The sequence below is a fragment of the Nostoc cf. commune SO-36 genome (assembly GCF_023734775.1).
GTDB classification, from domain to species: domain Bacteria; phylum Cyanobacteriota; class Cyanobacteriia; order Cyanobacteriales; family Nostocaceae; genus Nostoc; species Nostoc commune_A.
Map to the genome: position 1 here is coordinate 1,818,415 of NZ_AP025732.1, position 18,142 is coordinate 1,836,556.

Annotated in this window: 11 protein-coding genes and 3 pseudogenes; 8 read left to right on the top strand and 6 right to left on the bottom strand. The window is 43.1% G+C overall.

All coding sequences use genetic code 11. The features are described from left to right. Positions 1 to 58 precede the first annotated feature (58 nt). The 3 genes and pseudogenes from ANSO36C_RS07980 to ANSO36C_RS07990 all read left to right on the top strand — a co-directional run bounded on the left by ANSO36C_RS07980 (position 59) and on the right by ANSO36C_RS07990 (position 4,725). A pseudogene (locus ANSO36C_RS07980) lies at positions 59 to 1,558 on the top strand (MBOAT family O-acyltransferase). 354 nt (positions 1,559 to 1,912) lie between these two features. Next, positions 1,913 to 2,995 (top strand): photosystem II q(b) protein, encoded by a 1,083-nt coding sequence (gene psbA / locus ANSO36C_RS07985; protein WP_251959089.1) that lies wholly within the window; start codon positions 1,913 to 1,915, stop codon positions 2,993 to 2,995. A gap of 337 nt (positions 2,996 to 3,332) precedes the next feature. Further along, a pseudogene (locus tag ANSO36C_RS07990) lies at positions 3,333 to 4,725 on the top strand (malic enzyme-like NAD(P)-binding protein). Positions 4,726 to 4,997: 272 nt separating this feature from the next. Here the strand turns inward: ANSO36C_RS07990 and dnaK are convergent. Together dnaK and ANSO36C_RS08000 are read right to left on the bottom strand one after the other, a co-directional pair. After that, positions 4,998 to 6,908 (bottom strand): molecular chaperone DnaK, encoded by a 1,911-nt coding sequence (gene dnaK / locus ANSO36C_RS07995; protein WP_251959090.1) that lies wholly within the window; start codon positions 6,906 to 6,908, stop codon positions 4,998 to 5,000. A 509-nt stretch (positions 6,909 to 7,417) separates the two neighbouring features. Continuing rightward, a pseudogene (locus ANSO36C_RS08000) lies at positions 7,418 to 8,237 on the bottom strand (SDR family oxidoreductase). A 225-nt stretch (positions 8,238 to 8,462) separates the two neighbouring features. On the opposite strand from ANSO36C_RS08000, the gene ANSO36C_RS08005 reads away from it, so the two are divergent. The 5 genes from ANSO36C_RS08005 to ANSO36C_RS34785 all read left to right on the top strand — a co-directional run bounded on the left by ANSO36C_RS08005 (position 8,463) and on the right by ANSO36C_RS34785 (position 12,665). Then, positions 8,463 to 9,950, top strand: coding sequence for a sensor histidine kinase (locus tag ANSO36C_RS08005; protein ID WP_251959091.1), 1,488 nt, complete (start codon positions 8,463 to 8,465; stop codon positions 9,948 to 9,950). 12 nt (positions 9,951 to 9,962) lie between these two features. Then, the gene (locus ANSO36C_RS08010; protein ID WP_251959092.1) at positions 9,963 to 10,232 is read left to right on the top strand and encodes an SAM-dependent methyltransferase; all 270 of its coding nucleotides are present in this window, start codon (positions 9,963 to 9,965) and stop codon (positions 10,230 to 10,232) included. A 290-nt stretch (positions 10,233 to 10,522) separates the two neighbouring features. Further along, positions 10,523 to 11,794: a glycoside hydrolase family 10 protein gene (locus ANSO36C_RS34775; RefSeq protein ID WP_410174680.1), complete on the top strand. Its 1,272-nt coding sequence runs from the start codon at positions 10,523 to 10,525 to the stop codon at positions 11,792 to 11,794. After that, positions 11,795 to 11,965 (top strand): hypothetical protein, encoded by a 171-nt coding sequence (locus ANSO36C_RS34780; RefSeq protein ID WP_410174681.1) that lies wholly within the window; start codon positions 11,795 to 11,797, stop codon positions 11,963 to 11,965. Further along, on the top strand, positions 11,928 to 12,665 hold the full coding sequence (locus ANSO36C_RS34785; RefSeq protein ID WP_410174682.1) for a hypothetical protein: 738 nt from the start codon (positions 11,928 to 11,930) through the stop codon (positions 12,663 to 12,665). Before ANSO36C_RS34780 ends, ANSO36C_RS34785 begins: the two co-directional genes overlap by 38 nt. Positions 12,666 to 12,885: 220 nt before the next feature. On the opposite strand, the gene ANSO36C_RS08020 is transcribed toward ANSO36C_RS34785, so the two are convergent. The 4 genes from ANSO36C_RS08020 to ANSO36C_RS08035 all read right to left on the bottom strand — a co-directional run bounded on the left by ANSO36C_RS08020 (position 12,886) and on the right by ANSO36C_RS08035 (position 17,882). Beyond that, a complete protein-coding gene (locus tag ANSO36C_RS08020) occupies positions 12,886 to 13,968 on the bottom strand; it encodes a peptidoglycan-binding domain-containing protein (protein ID WP_251959093.1) in 1,083 nt (360 codons plus the stop codon). Positions 13,969 to 14,048: 80 nt separating this feature from the next. Continuing rightward, entirely contained in the window at positions 14,049 to 14,294 is a 246-nt protein-coding gene (locus ANSO36C_RS08025) for a hypothetical protein (protein ID WP_251959094.1), read from the bottom strand. Continuing rightward, positions 14,255 to 17,521 (bottom strand): WD40 repeat domain-containing protein, encoded by a 3,267-nt coding sequence (locus tag ANSO36C_RS08030; protein WP_251959095.1) that lies wholly within the window; start codon positions 17,519 to 17,521, stop codon positions 14,255 to 14,257. The genes ANSO36C_RS08025 and ANSO36C_RS08030 overlap by 40 nt, the downstream gene beginning before the upstream one ends. A 25-nt stretch (positions 17,522 to 17,546) precedes the next feature. Continuing rightward, a complete protein-coding gene (locus ANSO36C_RS08035) occupies positions 17,547 to 17,882 on the bottom strand; it encodes a hypothetical protein (protein ID WP_251959096.1) in 336 nt (111 codons plus the stop codon). Between the last annotated feature and the right edge of the window lie 260 nt (positions 17,883 to 18,142).

Below are 18,142 nucleotides of genomic sequence, written 5' to 3' on the forward strand. Positions count from 1 at the left end.
GCCCAATGCCCAATGCCCAATGCCCAATGACAAATAAGAAATAACAAATAACTAAAAAATGAACTTTATATCAATTTTCTATGGGCTGTTTTTGTTGAGTGTGTTAGGAATTTACTGGTCTTTAGCACAACATAAATTGCGATTGTGGACTTTGCTAATTGCCAGTTTGGTTTTCTATGCATCTTTACACATTCAATACATACCATTACTCTTAGCATTGACATTTATTAATTTCCGTATAGGGTTGGAAATTGGTAAAAACACATCACCAGGAAAACATTCTCTTGACTGGCAAATTTCTAATGAAGAATGGCAATTTGCTCAAGGTGATTGGAATCGCCGCCGTCTAAAAGTTTTGTGGCTGGGTATAACTCTAAATGTTTTACTCTTATTAGCTTTTAAGTATTTTACTCCTTTATTCAAGTTTGTTTTTAATGTACAAACAAACTCACCAGATAGCTCTTTTAAATTAATTGCCCCCTTGGGAATTTCATTTTTCACCTTTGAATGCATTGCCTATTTAATAGATGTTTATCGCGGTGCCCCTGCTACTGATAATTTTCTCAAATTTGCTACATACAAATTATTCTTCGCCAAACTGATTTCAGGGCCGATTACGCGCTATCACAACTTAGCAAATCAATTTAATACACTAGAACTACCCAATACCAATAGAGTAACTGAAGCGCTGTGGTTGATTGCTAGGGGTGCAGTCAAAAAAGGTATTTTTGCAGATCACCTGGGAATTTTCGTCGATTTATGTTTTGGTAATTTGCAACGTGCCGGTAGTACGCGATTTGTGGTTAGCTACATTCGCTTATGGCTTGCAGTTATATCTAGATTTCAATGGTTACGTAGACATTGCCCGTGGTAGTGCTATGCTTTTCGGCTTGGTTCTACTGAAAATTTCGATTTTCCTTATTTCAGCACTAATATTTCAGAATTTTGGCGGCGCTGGCACATGACTTTAGGAGATTGGCTACGTAACTATGTCTACTTTCCTTTGGGTGGTTCCCGTCGGGGTTTAGTTCGTACCTGCGGGAATTTATTTATTGTCATGCTAATCGCTGGTATCTGGCACGGTGCTGCTTTGGGTTATGTAGTGTGGGGCATATTCCACGGGTTAGCCTTGGTGGTTCATCGACTTACAGATACTATAAGCGATCGCTTTGAAAATCTAGAACAATTCTGGCAAAATCCTCTGGGTATCTTTGTCGCTTGGTTATTGACTCAACTGATGGTTTTTACCTCTTGGATTTGGTTCCGTCTACCCAATCTTCAAGACTCTTCTTTGGTATTTCGCCATCTTTGGGGTTATCCGGCGGACGCCCAGTTTGCTGAAAAGGTCTATGTAGATGCCTTAAATATGAGTCAATACCAACTCACTTGGGTACTTCTAACTTTAGCTGCCCTTATGACTGTAGTCTATGCCTTTAACCGAATGCTGAAGCTAGAGTTTAACTGGCCGCTTAAGCTTGTCTTTGTCCCCATCTGTTTCTACGCTGTTTGGTTATTAGCTCCTGAAGGCAGTTTGCCATATATCTACTTTGATTTTTAAGTGAAACATTAGACAATATAGAACTTCTCATTTCGTAATAAATCAGCAAGACTTAAAATTTTTCCTATAGGCTAATTATAAAGAAGTGTAAAGATGAATAAATAGGCGATCGCACATTGAAAGTTATAGCTAGCTTGGTGTTGGAATGACTGATATACCTTCAATCTATTACTTTTATCACCATTGTTTATAGTAGAAAAACTTTACAGTTCGATGAGCTTTTTAAAGTATTCTGTTACAGAATATTAAGCCGGAGATCGCGTCAAAGTAAATTCATGTAGACTGTAATTTAACAGGCTAAAACACAATTTGCTTGTTCAATTTTTAACAACAACATATAGCACTTATAAAACAATGACCACAACCTTACAACGGCGCTCTGACGCTAACGTATGGGATCGCTTTTGCGAGTGGATTACCAGCACCGACAACCGCATCTACATTGGTTGGTTTGGTGTATTGATGATCCCAACCCTAATATCTGCTACTGTTTGCTTCGTAATCGCCTTCATCGCAGCACCTCCAGTAGACATTGATGGTATCCGTGAACCTGTTGCAGGTTCATTGATCTACGGAAACAACATCATCTCTGGTGCAGTTGTTCCTTCCTCCAACGCGATCGGCTTGCACTTCTACCCCATTTGGGAAGCAGCTTCCTTAGATGAGTGGTTGTACAACGGCGGCCCTTATCAGTTGGTAGTTTTCCACTTCTTGATCGGTTGTGCTTGCTACCTTGGTCGTCAGTGGGAACTTTCTTACCGCTTAGGTATGCGTCCTTGGATCTGCGTAGCTTACAGCGCACCTTTGGCTTCTGCTTGTGCAGTATTCTTGATCTACCCAATCGGTCAAGGTTCTTTCTCTGATGGTATGCCTTTGGGTATCTCTGGAACCTTCAACTTCATGATTGTGTTCCAAGCAGAACACAACATCTTAATGCACCCCTTCCACATGTTAGGTGTGGCTGGTGTATTCGGTGGTGCTTTGTTCTCCGCAATGCACGGTTCTTTAGTAACTTCTTCCTTGGTGCGTGAAACCACCGAAACCGAATCCCTTAACTACGGTTACAAGTTTGGTCAAGAACAAGAAACCTACAACATCGTTGCAGCCCACGGCTACTTCGGTCGTTTAATTTTCCAATACGCATCATTTCAAAACAGCCGTCAATTGCACTTCTTGCTCGCAGCTTGGCCTGTCGTCGGTATCTGGTTCACTGCTTTGGGTATCAGCACGATGGCATTCAACCTGAACGGTTTCAACTTCAACCAATCAGTTATTGACTCCCAAGGTCGCGTCATCAGCACCTGGGCAGACGTAATCAACCGCGCTAACTTGGGTATGGAAGTAATGCACGAGCGCAACGCTCACAACTTCCCCTTAGACCTAGCTGCCGGTGAAATTATTCCTGTTGCTCTGACTGCTCCTGCTATCAACGGTTAATTCTGAAGATTTAGCTAAATAAAAAGCGCCCTCCAGGAATGGGGGGCGCTTTTTTTTGTTTAGATTCAAGCTACAACTCTTACGGATAAGGAATACAGATAAATTTTAAAAAAATATCTGGTGTATTTGGGTACAATTACTAAATTGTTACTCATATATTAGTAAATGCATTGGTATCAATAAAAATAATTATTAAAACTGTGATCAGTGAGTAAACTATCTACTGATGGTTATCTCCAGAGTTAATATTCATTGTATTTACACTGACTACAACTCTCAAATTTTAGTTTTTGTCTCAATTCAATATAAAATCTAAAACTTAAAATCCAAAATCAACATGACAAACCTAACTCCAAATTCTAGTTTTAGTTTGACACTGCGCTTGCAGATTCCCAATCGTGTGGGAATGTTAGCATCGATAACTCAAGCGATCGCAACTACTGGCGGTAATCTCGGTCAAATTGATCTAATTGAGCAAACCCGCAAAGAATCCACCCGCGATATTACTGTTGATGCTGCTAGTACCGAACATGCTGAAACTATTGTGCAAGCAGTTAAAGCATTGCCAGACATCAAGTTACTCAGCGTCTACGATCGCACCTTTAATTTGCATCGTGGCGGCAAAATCAGCATTACCAGCAGAATTCCCTTAAGAAGCGTGTCTGATTTAGCAATGGCTTACACGCCCGGAGTCGGTCGAATTTGTACAGCGATCGCTCAAGATCCAGAGGAAGTTTACAACTTAACCATCAAACAAAACACCGTTGCCATTGTTACCGATGGTAGTGCCGTTTTGGGTTTGGGAAATCTCGGCCCAGCCGCAGCCCTACCAGTTATGGAAGGCAAAGCCATGCTATTCAAGGAATTTGCAGGGCTAGATGCTTTTCCCATTTGTCTGGCCACCCAAGATACAGAAGAAATTATCCAGGCAGTTAAGAATATTGCTCCGGTGTTTGGGGGCGTGAATTTAGAGGATATCGCTGCACCTCGCTGCTTTGAAATTGAAAAGAGATTACGCCAAGAGTTAGATATCCCCGTTTTTCACGATGACCAGCACGGTACAGCAATTGTCACCTTGGCAGCATTGTTTAATTCCCTGAAACTGGTACATAAGTCCTTAGCAGAAATCAAGATCGTGATTAACGGTGCTGGGGCGGCGGGAGTAGCGATCGCTCGGTTACTGAGGAAAGCTGGGGCAGAAAAAATCTGGATGTGCGACTCTAAAGGGATTATCTCAACCAGTCGCAGCGATTTGACAGAAGAAAAACTCGAATTTGCTGTGAAAGCTCAGGGTACATTAGCAGGTGCAATGCAAGGGGCAGATGTGTTTATTGGCGTCAGCGCACCGGGAGTTTTGACACCAGAAATGGTGCAATCGATGGCGAAAGATCCAATTGTTTTTGCAATGGCAAATCCCATTCCAGAGATTCAGCCAGAATTAATCAGTAAAGATGTTGCTGTGATTGCTACCGGTCGCAGTGATTACCCAAATCAAATCAATAAGCGTCCTGGCTTTTCCTGGGGTATTCCGTGGTGCTTTAGATTGTCGGGCACAAACAATTACCATCAAAATGTACCTAGAAGCCGCAAGTGCGATCGCCTCTTTAGTCAAGCCTTCAGACTTGGATCGGGAACACATTATTCCTTCAGTTTTTGATGAGCGCGTCGTCACTGCTGTTGCTGCTGCTGTGCAACGTGCAGCACGTGAAGAAGGTATCGCTCGAAATTAATTAAAAGATAATTCTTTTGACACTCCCCGCTCTAAAGAGACGGGGATTCTTTAATCAATGAGATTACAGGTTGGGGTTTTATTTTGGATGCTTTATTTGTATCAGGTTTTTCATGAATTGGTATTAACCCAAGCGTATTGTGGCATGAGAGATTAACCAGACTTAATACAATTCCTAACTCATAACTCCTAAAAAAAATCCCCACTCAGGCATTTGTCTGAGTGGGTAATATGAGGTGGGACAAAACAATCTTCCCAAAAGAAGTAAGGGAATTATTTGCTCTCTGTAAAATCAGCGTCAATCACATCGTCGCCACTACCAGAGCTAGATGTGGAACCACCATCGCCATCTTGAGGTTCAGCACCTGGTGCAGCACCGCCACCGGCTTGTTGATAGATATTGCTACCAACGGCAAACAATGCTTGTTGTAATTCTGGGGTGAGCTTTTTGATTTGCTCATCGTCTTCTTTAGCAACTGCTTCCCGCAGTTCTTTGACTAAACCTTCGACTTTGGTCTTGTCAGCATCGGGAACTTTATCGCCCAATTCTTGTAGCTGCTTCTCAGCTTGGTATGCTAAAGAATCGGCTTGGTTCTTGCGTTCAATCTTTTCACGCCGCTCTTTGTCAGATGAAGCATTTTGTTCAGCTTCTCTTACCATCCGGTCAACGTCATTTTTATCCAGGGTGGAAGCGCCGGTGATGCTGATGGACTGTTCTTTACCAGTGCCTTTGTCCTTAGCGGTGACGTTAAGGATACCGTTAGCGTCAATATCAAAGACCACTTCAATTTGAGGAACGCCACGTGGTGCAGGAGGAATACCATCCAGGCGGAAGGTTCCCAAACTCTTATTATCGTTAGAGAATTCGCGTTCACCTTGGAGAACGTGAATTTCTACGTTCGTTTGTCCATCCACAGCAGTGGAGAAAACTTCCGATTTCTTGGTGGGAATTGTGGTGTTGCGGGGGATAATTTTGGTCATCACGCCGCCCAATGTTTCCACACCCAAAGATAGCGGTGTCACGTCTAACAGCAAGATGCCAGTTACATCACCAGCTAGTACCCCGGCTTGAATAGCTGCACCAACTGCTACGACTTCATCAGGGTTTACACTTTGGTTGGGGTCTTTACCCAATACCTGCTTCACAATCTGTTGGACTGCGGGAATGCGGGTAGAACCACCAACTAATACCACTTCATCAATATCGCCTTTGTTTAACTTGGCATCCCGAAGGGCGTTTTCCACAGGAACACGACAACGGTCGATTAAGTCAGAGCAAAGTTCTTCAAACTGGGCGCGAGTCAGGGTTGTATCCAGGTGCTTGGGGCCATCCTGGGTAGCAGTGATAAATGGCAAGTTAATTTCTGCTTGGGTGACGCTAGAAAGCTCAATTTTGGCTTTTTCTGCGGCTTCAGTCAGACGTTGTAAGGCTTGTTTGTCTTTCCGCAGGTCAATGCCTTCGGCTTTCTTGAACTTGTCAGCTAAGAAGTCAACTATTTTTTTATCGAAGTCGTCACCGCCAAGGTGGGTATCACCAGATGTGGCTAGTACTTCAAAAACTCCATCTCCTACTTCCAGTACGGATACGTCGAAGGTACCACCACCCAAGTCAAAAACGAGAATGGTTTCGTTACTCTTCTTGTCAAACCCATAAGCCAAAGATGCGGCTGTAGGCTCGTTGATAATCCGTAGAACTTCAATCCCGGCAATTTTACCAGCGTCTTTTGTCGCTTGCCGTTGGGAGTCGTTGAAGTATGCCGGAACGGTGATTACAGCTTGGGTTACGGTTTCGCCCAAGTATTTGCTGGCATCTTCAACTAGTTTGCGAAGAACTTTTGCAGAAATTTCTTCAGGAGCAAATGCTTTACCAGCGATTGGACAATCTAATTTGACATTGCCGTTATTGCTGAGGACTTTGTAAGAAACTTCCGTAGCTTCGTTACTCACTTCGTCGTAGCGGCGTCCGATGAAGCGTTTGACTGAGTAAAACGTATTTTCTGTGTTCATCACAGCTTGGCGTTTGGCGATTTGGCCAACCAAGTTGTCGCCATTTTTGGCAAATGCTACTACTGAGGGCGTTGTCCGAAAACCTTCAGCGTTAGCAATTACTGTGGGTTTACCACCTTCCATCACTGCCACACAGGAGTTCGTTGTTCCTAAGTCAATTCCAACTACTTTTGCCATTTTAGGTGCTGGCTCCGTATAAGTACAAATGAATGAATGAGAATATAAAGGACTAAATTTTGAACCAACCGGGTCAATAAATCAGCCAGTTCAGCATGAATACCTTTGTTTTGGCTTTTCTGGGGTTAAAACTCCAGATTATGCTGATATATATACTGAAGCTTAGTGTTAGCCAGTCCATGAAGGGTGGTTTCCCGAACCTTGCTTGGGACGGTTAATCTAACTAAATTGTGTTTTTAGTTGGTTCATGGATTTATTTGTCTTCACTCTGTCTAATGTATGAGAATTAATACTTTCAGTAATTAGGGTGAACCGTAACGGTAGAGTCGTGTTTGCCGTCTTTTGAGGTAATAAGTTACAAAAGTACCGAAAATAGAACAAAATTAAAGGGCGCGACGGCGAATAGCTCACCGCAGGCATCGCCTCAGTAATTCCGTATTAATCGCCAATATTCTGGTATTGGGCTTTGGGCAGAGGCATTGGGCATTGGATAAAATACTACTCAGCACTTACTCAAGCTTAGAGAAAAGAGTTTCCCAGTTAATAGCAGGTGGTCTTTGTCCCTGGTTGACTATTTCAAAAATTTTCATGGAACTACTTGGGTGTAAAAGAGATTCTACGCAAGCGTTTGCTACATCAATCCGGCTGGTATCACCTGAAAGTGTATCCCCAGTGCCTACTACCACACCATATTTACCTCCTGTTTTTGCCTTCAACAGTGTGTTGAGGTCGTATGAGGTATATGGCCCGTCAATCAAGCGTCCTGGGCGGATAATGGTGTAGGGTAATCCTGAATTAATAATGGACTCTTCACCCTTCTGTTTGGCATCCAACACGCCAAAAGCATTAAGAACACTAAAAGGAAACTGATTTTTACGCTCAATTCCGCAAGAAGAGACGAAAACGAATCGCTTCAAATTCTGGGGTGCTGCTGCTACTAGGTTCCTGACACCTTGAGCATCGACCTTTGCCGGACTGTTTTTTGCTTTTGCTTCGCTAGATTTGGGGTTAAGGAAGGTGATTCCCCATTCAAGCAAGTTCGGGGTTTCGTCAAACTCCCATCGCGCAGAGGGAAAGGCAGTGGTTCCAGTACTAATTTATGATATGGGTGACATTTTGTGTTGCGGCTGGCAGTGTAGCTGGCTGGCGGATGTCACCAACGGCGATTTCCACTCTTCGGTTAAACATCTCTTCCGCTTTTGCGGCATTGCGTGTCAAGACACGAACTTTCAAACCCTTTTCTAGCAGTTTGCCTACCACCAATTGCCCCACTCCACCAGTAGCACCAGCAACTAGTACCAAATCTTCAACTGAATTAAAAGAAGTCATAAATTGCCTTTAAGATAGTCTATTGCTAATCTACTCAAAAAAATGCGATCGCTATGATCGATAACATGGTAAAAGTGAGTGCGATCGCAGTTAGAGGGGAAATTGCGCCCGAATTGTTCGGTTCTACCACTGTTACAAGAACACAAATGGCTATAACCTCTTAGATAGAGTGAAATGTCTACCCTAGACGCTGTTAGTCGCTCTTGATTTAAGGGGTGAAAGCCTGTGTACCAATGGATATTGCCAAGTCTGAGCGAAATCTTGGCTGAAAATGAATCAAGTGTGGGAGAATGTTCACCTGCTAAAGCAGAGCAGCAGTGGCGTGTCAGCCTCGCAGCGACGGAACATTTGCTATTAAATACTTTAGCAGTTACTTCAGTTGACACAACTCAAGGATTAGTTTTAGCTGCACCAGCACCCTTATTTAGTCAGCCAAGACTAACTCAAAGTTTACAAACAGTAACTTTTACAGCTAAACCATTTAATCCATTGGCGCTAATGCCATTTCAGATGCCTACGGCGGATTACATCAACGCATCTGCCAACGAAGAAATTGCTCCCCATGAATCGGTACTTCCCTTACTACCTGCCGATCCTTTGGGTGCAGAACAGTTTTGCTTAGTTTTTACAGATAAATTTAGATTAGTACTGGTTTTAGCAAGCCACAAAAACGGTAAAAAAACTTTTGCTTTTTCTTTTGAGCCAGAAGTAGTGCAGCAGGCTTGGCGATCGCTAGGGGCACGGGTAATGCTGGCTAATCCAGAATTTTTCGCCCGCTTGGACGCATTAGTAGAACAGTATTCCCCGGTAGCACCAGACTACCGCATGATGGTTCAGTTTAGCCAGTTGTTGCTTCAAAAATTAACAGAACCACCAGAAACTAGAGACTCTTCACTGGGAACTGCCCAAGAGGCAGGAGAGCAGGGAAGAAGAGTTCTCCCCAATCCCCAATGCCCAATCCCCAATGCCCAATCCTTAAATCCTGATGTAGAATTGCTCCAAGCTTTTGCTCACGAAGTCCGCACACCTTTAACAACTATTCGCACCATGACTCGTCTGCTATTGAAGCGGCGAGACTTAGATGCAAGTGTGATCAATCGCTTAAAGGTTATCGATCACGAGTGTACCGAGCAAATTGACCGCATGGAGTTGCTGTTTAAGGCGGCAGAACTAGAAACTACTGCCTCCGCAAAATCTTCAAAAACTCAACTCACACCGATGTCTTTAGATCAAGTGTTGCAGCAAAGTATTCCCCGTTGGGAACAAGCAGCGCATCGACGGAATTTGACTTTAAATGTTGTTTTACCCCAGCAACTACCAACAGTGGTGAGCAATCCCACCATGCTGGATCAGGTTTTGACCGGTTTGATGGAAAATTTTACTCGCAGTTTACCTGCTGGCAGCCATATTCAAGTACAAGTTATCCCGGCTGGAGATCAACTAAAGTTACAATTATCGCCTCAATTCGGGTGTAAAGACGCAAATAAAGCCGCTATCCCGGCAACGCCACCTATTCGCAAAGCCCTTGGACAACTATTAATGTTCCAACCAGAAACAGGTACTATTAGTTTGAATCTGGCCGCAACCAAGCATTTGTTTCAGGCGATCGGTGGCAAACTGATTGTGCGCCAACGTCCACACTATGGGGAAGTTTTGACGATTTTTCTACCTTTAGAAGTTAGCAATAAACAGAAACCAGCAGTTATGAATTAGAAGCATTTGAGTATGAGCAAGCAAGATACTCCACTTACGGGAGACGCACTGATTAAAGAAGTTTGTCGGCGGATTCGAGTAGCCCGCAGTTATTGGGATGCTCACAATAATGCTGCTTGTCGGGGTGAACGCGATCGCGCCTTAGCCCTTTACAACACCCTGAGTAAAGAACAAAAAGAACAGATTCCGCAAGTTTTGCGGGTATGGTTGCGTTACCGCAGTGAAAAATATTTTGGCGCACACCGAACGCCGCCAAAGTCAGCACGAAAATCAAATTTATAATTACTCACCTGAAGACCAGCGTATAGGTTTCTTTTTGCTGATTGTTCGTACTGCTGCGATCGCGGCGGCTGATGCTATCCACCACTGTACCCCGTGTTTCGTTTAGCGTGCGGTGCTTTGATGGGGTTTAAAATTCATGGGTTTGGCGATCGCAGAACAATAAATTTAATTTGGCACTACTAACCTTATAATTGCGTCAACTATGTTGCAGTTAAATTACTGTATCAGTTTTCCTGGTGTAGCAATTTAGCGTCTATATGTAATGAAATATAACTAATTAAGTAGAAGTAATGACAACTCAGTTTTGGAAGAAACGTCTGCTGCCATTATTATGTCTAATATCATTCTTGGCGGTAGTGCAACTCAACAGCTTTGCCCCTGTCGTTGCCCAACTACCTCCTCAACCTCGTCAGGAAATTCGGGGAGTATGGTTAAGTGGTAACGATTTTAGCGTTTTTAGAAATCGTTCACAAGTGCAAGCAGCTATGAGCCAACTACGGCAGTTAAACTTTAATACTGTTTATCCCGTAGTCTGGAATGATGGTTATACCCAATACCCCAGCGCCGTAATGCAAAAAAAGGGTGTCCCTTTTTTCTTCAAGGGAACAGATGGACAAGATGTAATTGCAGACATTATTACCCAAGCTCGCAGACAAGGGTTACTTGCAATACCCTGGTTTGAATTTGGTTTCATGGTTCCTCTAACTTCAGAACTCGCATCGCAGCATCCAAATTGGCTAACACAAAAGGGGGATGGGACTCAAACTTCAATTAGCGCTGCGGGTGAGGTAGCGTGGTTGAATCCTTTTCACCCCGAAGTGCAAAGCTTTATCCGCGAACTCGTCATGGAAGTTATCACTAAATACGATGCTGATGGCGTTCAATTTGATGATCATACGAGTTTACCCGTAGATTTTGGTTACGATAAATACACAATCGGTCTATATACTCAAGAAACTGGCAATCCTCCACCATCCAATCCCCAAGCCCAAGCATGGATAAAATGGCGGGCAGATAAAATTACTGCATTCATGGTAGACCTCCAGCAAACTGTGAAAACCAGAAAACCGAATGCTATCTTCTCGGTTGCTCCCAATTACTATGATTTCGCTTACAAGCTGCAACTGCAAGATTGGCTCAACTGGGTACGCTTGGGTATTGTCGATGAGTTGATTATGCAGGTATACCGTAATGATTTGGAAAGTTTTATCGCTCAAATTACCCGCCCAGAAATTTTAGAAACCCAACAAGTTATCCCAACTGCTATCGGTATTATGGCGGGATTACGAAATCGCCAAGTTTCCCTACCACAAATCCAATCTCAGGTACAAGCGTCGCAACAACGCGGTTTAGGTATCGGCTTTTTCTACTACGAAAGCCTTTGGAATGTTGCGCCTGAACCAGCAGCGCAACGCCAGGCAGCATTTGCGGCACTTTTCCCAAATTCAGCCTGCGCGATATCTCTCAAAATACACCCCGCCAGCCAACTTTTAACACCATATCTTTACCTTTATATCCAAAACCTTCCCTCGGTTCATCGTGTGCGCGGTTATTTTCTGTAAATGGCTACGGCAAATGGTCAGCCAAGACGTATTTTATTAGATACAGGGTCAGCAGGGCTAAGAGTTCCTAAAGAGTTTTTAGGTAATGCTCCGATTCAAAGAACAGGTCAGAATATCAAGGAAGTATTAGGTGATGGTACTATTCTGGAGGGTAGAATTAGTTTATGCTAATGTCCGGTTTGGTTTAATTCCTACCGCCGAACCTATTCCCATACAGATTGTTACTAGTCGCCAATGTACTCCCCAAAAACCTAATTGTTCAGCAAAGAATGGTGTGCCTTTTTCTGGTATTGTCGGTGTCAATTATTCAGAAAAATCACTTCTTTATAATCCATTGAGAAAATTACCGGGCAATCTGAGTAACGGATTTATCGTCACTGGAAATGGTGGTAGTAACAAGAATGGCAACCTAATTCTCGGTTTAACTGCCCAAAATCAAACGGGTTTTAAAATGGCTTCTTGGAATCAGCAACCGGAAATAAATGGTGTACCCGGTAAAAGATGGGATTCTCGACTGAGCAAAGTTTGTTTAACTCTGGCTGGGAGTACTGCTAAAAATTCTTGTAATAGTGCAATGATTGCTGATACTGGAACTATTAATGGTTTGGCTGAATTTAAGTCAGCTTCTATAGCAGGTAAACTCAAACCAGGAGTATTAGGTTCAGCAAATACTGTAAAAGTAGCAATAAATGGCATTTTTGATTATGGTCTGGTTCCAGGAAACCGCGACGGATTTAATCGCTGGAATTTGGCTATCTCGCCACAGGCAGAACAGACTATATCTGTAAATCCGGGAATCGCATTTTTTGATAAATACGATGTACTCTTTGACCAAGTTAATGGAAGACAGGGTTTTCGCAGTCGGCGATAAAGACTTGCTCCCTACTCCCTGCCTAGGGTGTTGACTCTGTGCCTTTTTAGAAGTTAACAAATCATGCAAAATATGTGTAGTCATTGCGAGCGGAGCGTTCGCGGAGCGTCTCGAAGAGAAGCAATCCCAGAGATTTTGCGATTGCTTCGCAAAGCTCGCAATGACACAAGAGAGATTTTGCTCTGACACAAAAATAGTATACCGGACACGATATTATTTATTAATGTCCATCATTAGACCAATGGGGACGATCGCTAGATAATTTAATTACACCGTAAGAACGGCCTACCTGCCATAAAGTAGAATTTTCATAGCTGGTTCGTGGTTGATTGATACTAACTATAGTTCCACTCGCGTTTTTGACATTTAAGGTTCCTGACCAAGTAATTTCCCAATCAATTGCTAATCTTTGGGTATGACGAGAGCTAAGAACAGGTCGAAAAGCAATATTATAAGTAGACACCATTTCTTTAGCGGCTTGGACAGAGGCAGCTTGGGTATAATGTAGCCAATTAATATCTACATTAGGCATAGGTGGAACATCTTTGGCAGCAATTTCATTATTACTAATACGAAAAGAATAATGCATTAAATAAGCCCGTTCTGAAGGACGAAATACTGAAGCAATACTGATATTAGCTCCAGCATTTTTTAAGGCTTGCTCAAAAGCTTGTACTTTTTGACGGAAAGGAGAAGCCAAATCATCAATTGAATCGCTATCTGGGAAAAAATTAACCCAGGCTTTTCCACTTAGCCGTTGTCTTAGTCTTTTGGCATATTCGGTGATGGTGTCTAGAGCCAAGTCCAAATCAATGCCAAGCTTAGTTTTCGTTGCATTAGAAAGCTGTTGAGTTAACTCGGCTCGAAAATTGATGTCTCTTTTCTTATAAGTTTCGGTTAGTCCCCTGGTACTGTTGGGGCCAAAATCCCCATCAACCGCTAACGCAGGATTTAAAGGAGCGATCGTTGTTAAACTCTTTTGTAAGTCTTTGATCTCATTCCCGCCAAAGTTAAGATAAGCTAATAATTTTTCCGCAGAATCGGTATAAATAGCAAAATAAATGACAAAATCTTGCTCTAGCGCTTTTTTATAAGTAGCTGTATCTACAATTCCCGTTACCGTTAAACCATTACGACTCTGAAATTCACGAGTTGCTCGATCTGTAATATTACCAAAATCTCCATCAACGGCAGCAATGGGGAAATCATTATCTAAAAGAAATTTTTGCCAAGCGGTTACAATCAGCCCTTCAGATTGTTTCTTGAGAGTAGGAAGTTGCAAAGCTTGAAAGTTAAGGCTCATAGTTTTTATTTAATAAAACAATTATTTTCAGCTTCAGAAGTGCTAATACCAATTCTGGATGAAGATGCGCTAAACAATATTTAAGTACAAGAAAGAAGAAAGATGCAAGCCGCAGCCGTTCCCAAGAACACTGCCATAAATAATGGATTGATTACTGTGATATTGATGGATTGCATGGCGACAATGCCCTGTACTGGCTGGAGTCGCGCCAGAGCGTTCATCACGAAGGTAGAGAAGGCAAAAAAGACTCCGGCCATCAGTCCGCAACCCAATGCTGAAAAAACTTTTAATGCGAAATATTGTTGTTGAGACAGATGTTGTAGCATTGCCTTATCATCCAACCAGTTGAGCTATTTGAATATGAGCAGATGCGATCGCATTTTAACGCCCCCAAAGCTTTTAAAGTTCCCATCTCTGCTTCAGTCAACCCTATCACTTCAGTAATAATCATGCCTTCATACGGGCGGACTGGTCTGAAAGTTTGCCGACATTGCCCCGTAGTAATATCCCAACAGTTGATTGTTTCATCCCAGCTACCACTGAGAAGAGTTTGAGCGTCGTGGCTCAGATTAAGCGACCATACCCAATTGAGATGATTCTGTAGTGTACCAAGGCAGTCTCCAGTAACTACATTCCAAATTTTGATGGTACGATCGCTACTACTGGTAATCATGCGATCGCCATCGCCGGTGAACAAAATACAGAGTACCTGGCTGGTATGTCCAGAGAATGTACGCAGACAAACCCCTGTGTGGATATCCCACAGCCGCACCACGGACTCATCACCACCAGTAGCAACGTATTGAGTATCTGGACTCACCGCAACTGCCCAAACACGGTTAGAGTCTGCCTCCCAACTATGAAGACAGGTTCCTGTTTCAATATCCCAGCGTTTAGCTATCTTTTCATAGCCACTGCTGAAGAGAGTCTTTCCATCAGGACTCCATGCGATCGCTAACACAGAACCAGGATGCCCCTGCAATGTTTGCAAACATTCACCAGAAGGTACATCCCATATCTTAATTGTATGGTCGTAGCTGCCACTAGCAAGGAAGTTACTGTCTGGACTAAAAGCAATTGCCCAGACCCAACTACCGTTACCATGCAAGGTTTTCAGGCATTGCCCTGTATGCGGACTCCAAAGTTTAATAGTACGATCTGCGCTGGCGCTGGCGAGAGACTCTCCGTTGGCACTGAAGGCAACAGAGAAAATACGATTTTTGTGTCCATGTAGTACACGAAAAGGCTGGAGGTCAGCCTTTAAGCGTTGCGGGGCATTGAGATTTACATCCCAGAGTTTAATTGTCTGGTCTTCATGTCCACTGGCAAGTAAGTTTTGCTGCCAACTGTGGGCAATCCCATAAACAGCATTACTGTGTCCTTGGAAGCTTTTAGTACACTGTCCAGTCTGAAGTTCCCAGATTCTAGCTGCATGGTCATCTCCACCACTAGCAATTAAGTGTCCTTGAGGGTGGAAAGCAATTGACCAAATCCGATTTGTATGCTTTTCCAGTGTATCGAGACATTTCCCAGTGTCTGCGTCCCAAATCTTCACACTTTGATCGTAACTGCCACTGGCTAGCTGTTTACCCTTAGGGCTGAACGCTACGGAAGTTACAACTCCGGCGTGTCCCTGCAAGGTCAATAAGCACACCTTAGTATGTAAATCCCACAGTTTCACAGTTTGATCAAAACTGCCACTTGCTAATATTTGCCCTTCTGGACTCCATGCGATCGCTTTTACCCAGTGCTGATGCCCTTCTAGGGTTTGCACACAGCATCCAGTTTCTAAATCCCACAGCTTGATTGTGTTATCTTCACCAGCCGTTGCTAAGATTTGACCTGCGGGATGAAAAGCTACACTCCACACACAAGCATTATGTCCTTGGAGAGTTTGCAGACATTCTCCTGTGGCTAGATGCCAGACTTTAACTGTGTGGTCATAGCTAGTACTAGCAAGGAGTTTTGCGTCAGGATTAAAGGCGATCGCTGTAACAATGCTAGTGTGTCCATACAGCGTTTTGAAACATTCTCCGGTGGTAGTATCCCAAAGTTTAATTGTATGATCTTGACCACAACTAGCTAAAACTGGATACACAGGGCTAAAAGCAATATTCCAAACCCAACTGTTATGTTCTTTACAGCTAAAGAGTTGTTTACTATTGCTAATATCCCAAACATGAATTTCACCATTTGTATCACTGGTAGCAAGGCAGCGCCCATCTGGACTAAAGGCGACGCTAGTAATGCCGCCAAAGGTCGCAGCAAAAACACACTCTCGAAACGTCGTTTGGGTAAAGTTGACCCGATGTAAGTTGAGCAAGCGTAAATCGCAGTTACGGATGGTGAGACGAGAAAAGTCATACCCAGTTAAATCGGTTTCTAATTGCGCCAGTAAATTCAGCAGATTACCGCCACCATACCCAACTGGATCTATAACTTCATTTTGGAGCTTTATAACTAGTCTGCCAAGTTTATACTCAAGCTGATGAACAGAGCCAAGGGTTATTTCTAGTTGATTCAAAACAGGTCGCACAATCAGATGAATTTGACTATCGCGGATGTAGTCTTTTGCCTGGGCTTGCATCAAAGCATGAGTCAGCAGATGTTGTGGTGATTCTGTGACTATTTCCTGGCAGACTTTTTCAATCAAGCAACCTGTCACGTATTCCATAACGACAGGTTGCTGTGTGAATCCTCCAGCATTGCTTTCTATTAAGCTACAGCAGCGTAAAGATTCTAGTACTGACATTAACTTAGGCTTAGGCAATGTTGGTGTGAAGGCTGTTTGCAATTCTGTCACGGAAAACTTCTCCCGATTAATTGCCAGCCAATACATTACTTGCTGCTCTAAGGTAGAGAGTCTTTTGAATTGTTGCTCTAGGAGATTGCCAATGCCCTTAAATACGGTTGTGCCTTCGGCAAAGAAGTTGGCGATGTTGCCTTCATATAAGTCCCGAATGGAAGTGGCGGCAATTTTCAAAGCTAATGGATTACCACGGTAACACTCAACTAGTTGCCGGGTTTCGTCTTCGGAGCCTGATAGCCCTTTGAGTGTCAGAATTGTTTGTCCTGCTGCAACTTCTAATCCTGATAAAGCAAGGGTACGAACTGGCAAACCATCACCTTCCAAAGCGGCGACTTCAGTAGGTTTTTCCCTGCTAGTGAGCAGGACACAGCTTTGATGCCCAGTTTCTCCCAATCGCCACAAAAGTTCACCGTAAGGTTTGTAGCCCTCACGGTAACAGCCTGTCCCTTGCTGCAATAATGTGTCGAAATTATCCAGAATCAGCAAGCATCGAAATTTGCGGAGGTAGTCGATTAAACAAGTAATTTGCTCATGAGGGGAAGCAGGCAATGTGGTAACTTGCTGATGAGAAAGAATTTTGATGCAGTCCGTCACCTTGTCAGAAAAAAAAGGTGCGTGCCGAAGCGATCGCCAAATTACATACTCGAATTCGACCTGTAGCTGTTCTGCTAGCTTCACTGAGAGTGCGGTTTTGCCCATCCCACCCATACCTAGCAATGTTACTACACGAGTCCGATCTCTCATAATCCATTGGCTGAGAGTTTCTAATTCAGTAGTACGTCCGTAGAATTGGGAAACGTCGATTGCTTCCCCCCAGCTTGTGTAGTTCCTGGAGGAGGCATTTGTGTTTTTGTCGCTGTGCGGTTCGCTTCAGTACTCCGTGCAGGTTATTTTTGGTAACTTTTTCTCCTAAAGCTTGAGAGAGCGATCGCCATAGTTGCGAACCAACATCTTTGATATGACCTGGATCGTATTTGACTTCTTTGGCCATTTCTAGGTAAGTTTTCCCTTCCCAGGAATAACGAAACACAATTTCTTGAACTTTTGTTAAGCGTCCCCGTTCCAATAATTGCTCAACTAGTGCGATCGCGTCTTCAACCGTCATTTATATACGTATTAATACTAAGTTAATAGGACTTACGCATTGACAGAAAAGCCGAAATGACAGGTATGCTTTTCAAAGCTTTTAGCTAAATTTTTCAACTATCTTTTTGCGATCGCAACTAATAAAGGGTGGTTTGGAAAAGGCTGAAACGACCTATTTACGTTAATACACAAGATCATTCGTTTGTACAGTGCGTAAGTCCTAGTTAAATATGATATTCCCACCATCAACTCGATTTTTCCAAAAAGTTTACGTGAATC

What these genes read in the sequence shown, in the direction of transcription:
- ANSO36C_RS08025 (WP_251959094.1), bottom strand. Translation starts at nt 14,294, where the DNA reads ATGCTACAACATCTGTCTCAACAACAATATTTCGCATTAAAAGTTTTT.
- ANSO36C_RS08030 (WP_251959095.1), bottom strand. Translation starts at nt 17,521, where the DNA reads ATGAGAGATCGGACTCGTGTAGTAACATTGCTAGGTATGGGTGGGATG.
- ANSO36C_RS08020 (WP_251959093.1), bottom strand. Translation starts at nt 13,968, where the DNA reads ATGAGCCTTAACTTTCAAGCTTTGCAACTTCCTACTCTCAAGAAACAA.
- ANSO36C_RS08010 (WP_251959092.1), top strand. Translation starts at nt 9,963, where the DNA reads ATGAGCAAGCAAGATACTCCACTTACGGGAGACGCACTGATTAAAGAA.
- ANSO36C_RS34775 (WP_410174680.1), top strand. Translation starts at nt 10,523, where the DNA reads ATGACAACTCAGTTTTGGAAGAAACGTCTGCTGCCATTATTATGTCTA.
- ANSO36C_RS34785 (WP_410174682.1), top strand. Translation starts at nt 11,928, where the DNA reads ATGGTACTATTCTGGAGGGTAGAATTAGTTTATGCTAATGTCCGGTTT.
- ANSO36C_RS08035 (WP_251959096.1), bottom strand. Translation starts at nt 17,882, where the DNA reads ATGACGGTTGAAGACGCGATCGCACTAGTTGAGCAATTATTGGAACGG.
- ANSO36C_RS34780 (WP_410174681.1), top strand. Translation starts at nt 11,795, where the DNA reads ATGGCTACGGCAAATGGTCAGCCAAGACGTATTTTATTAGATACAGGG.
- psbA (WP_251959089.1), top strand. Translation starts at nt 1,913, where the DNA reads ATGACCACAACCTTACAACGGCGCTCTGACGCTAACGTATGGGATCGC.
- dnaK (WP_251959090.1), bottom strand. Translation starts at nt 6,908, where the DNA reads ATGGCAAAAGTAGTTGGAATTGACTTAGGAACAACGAACTCCTGTGTG.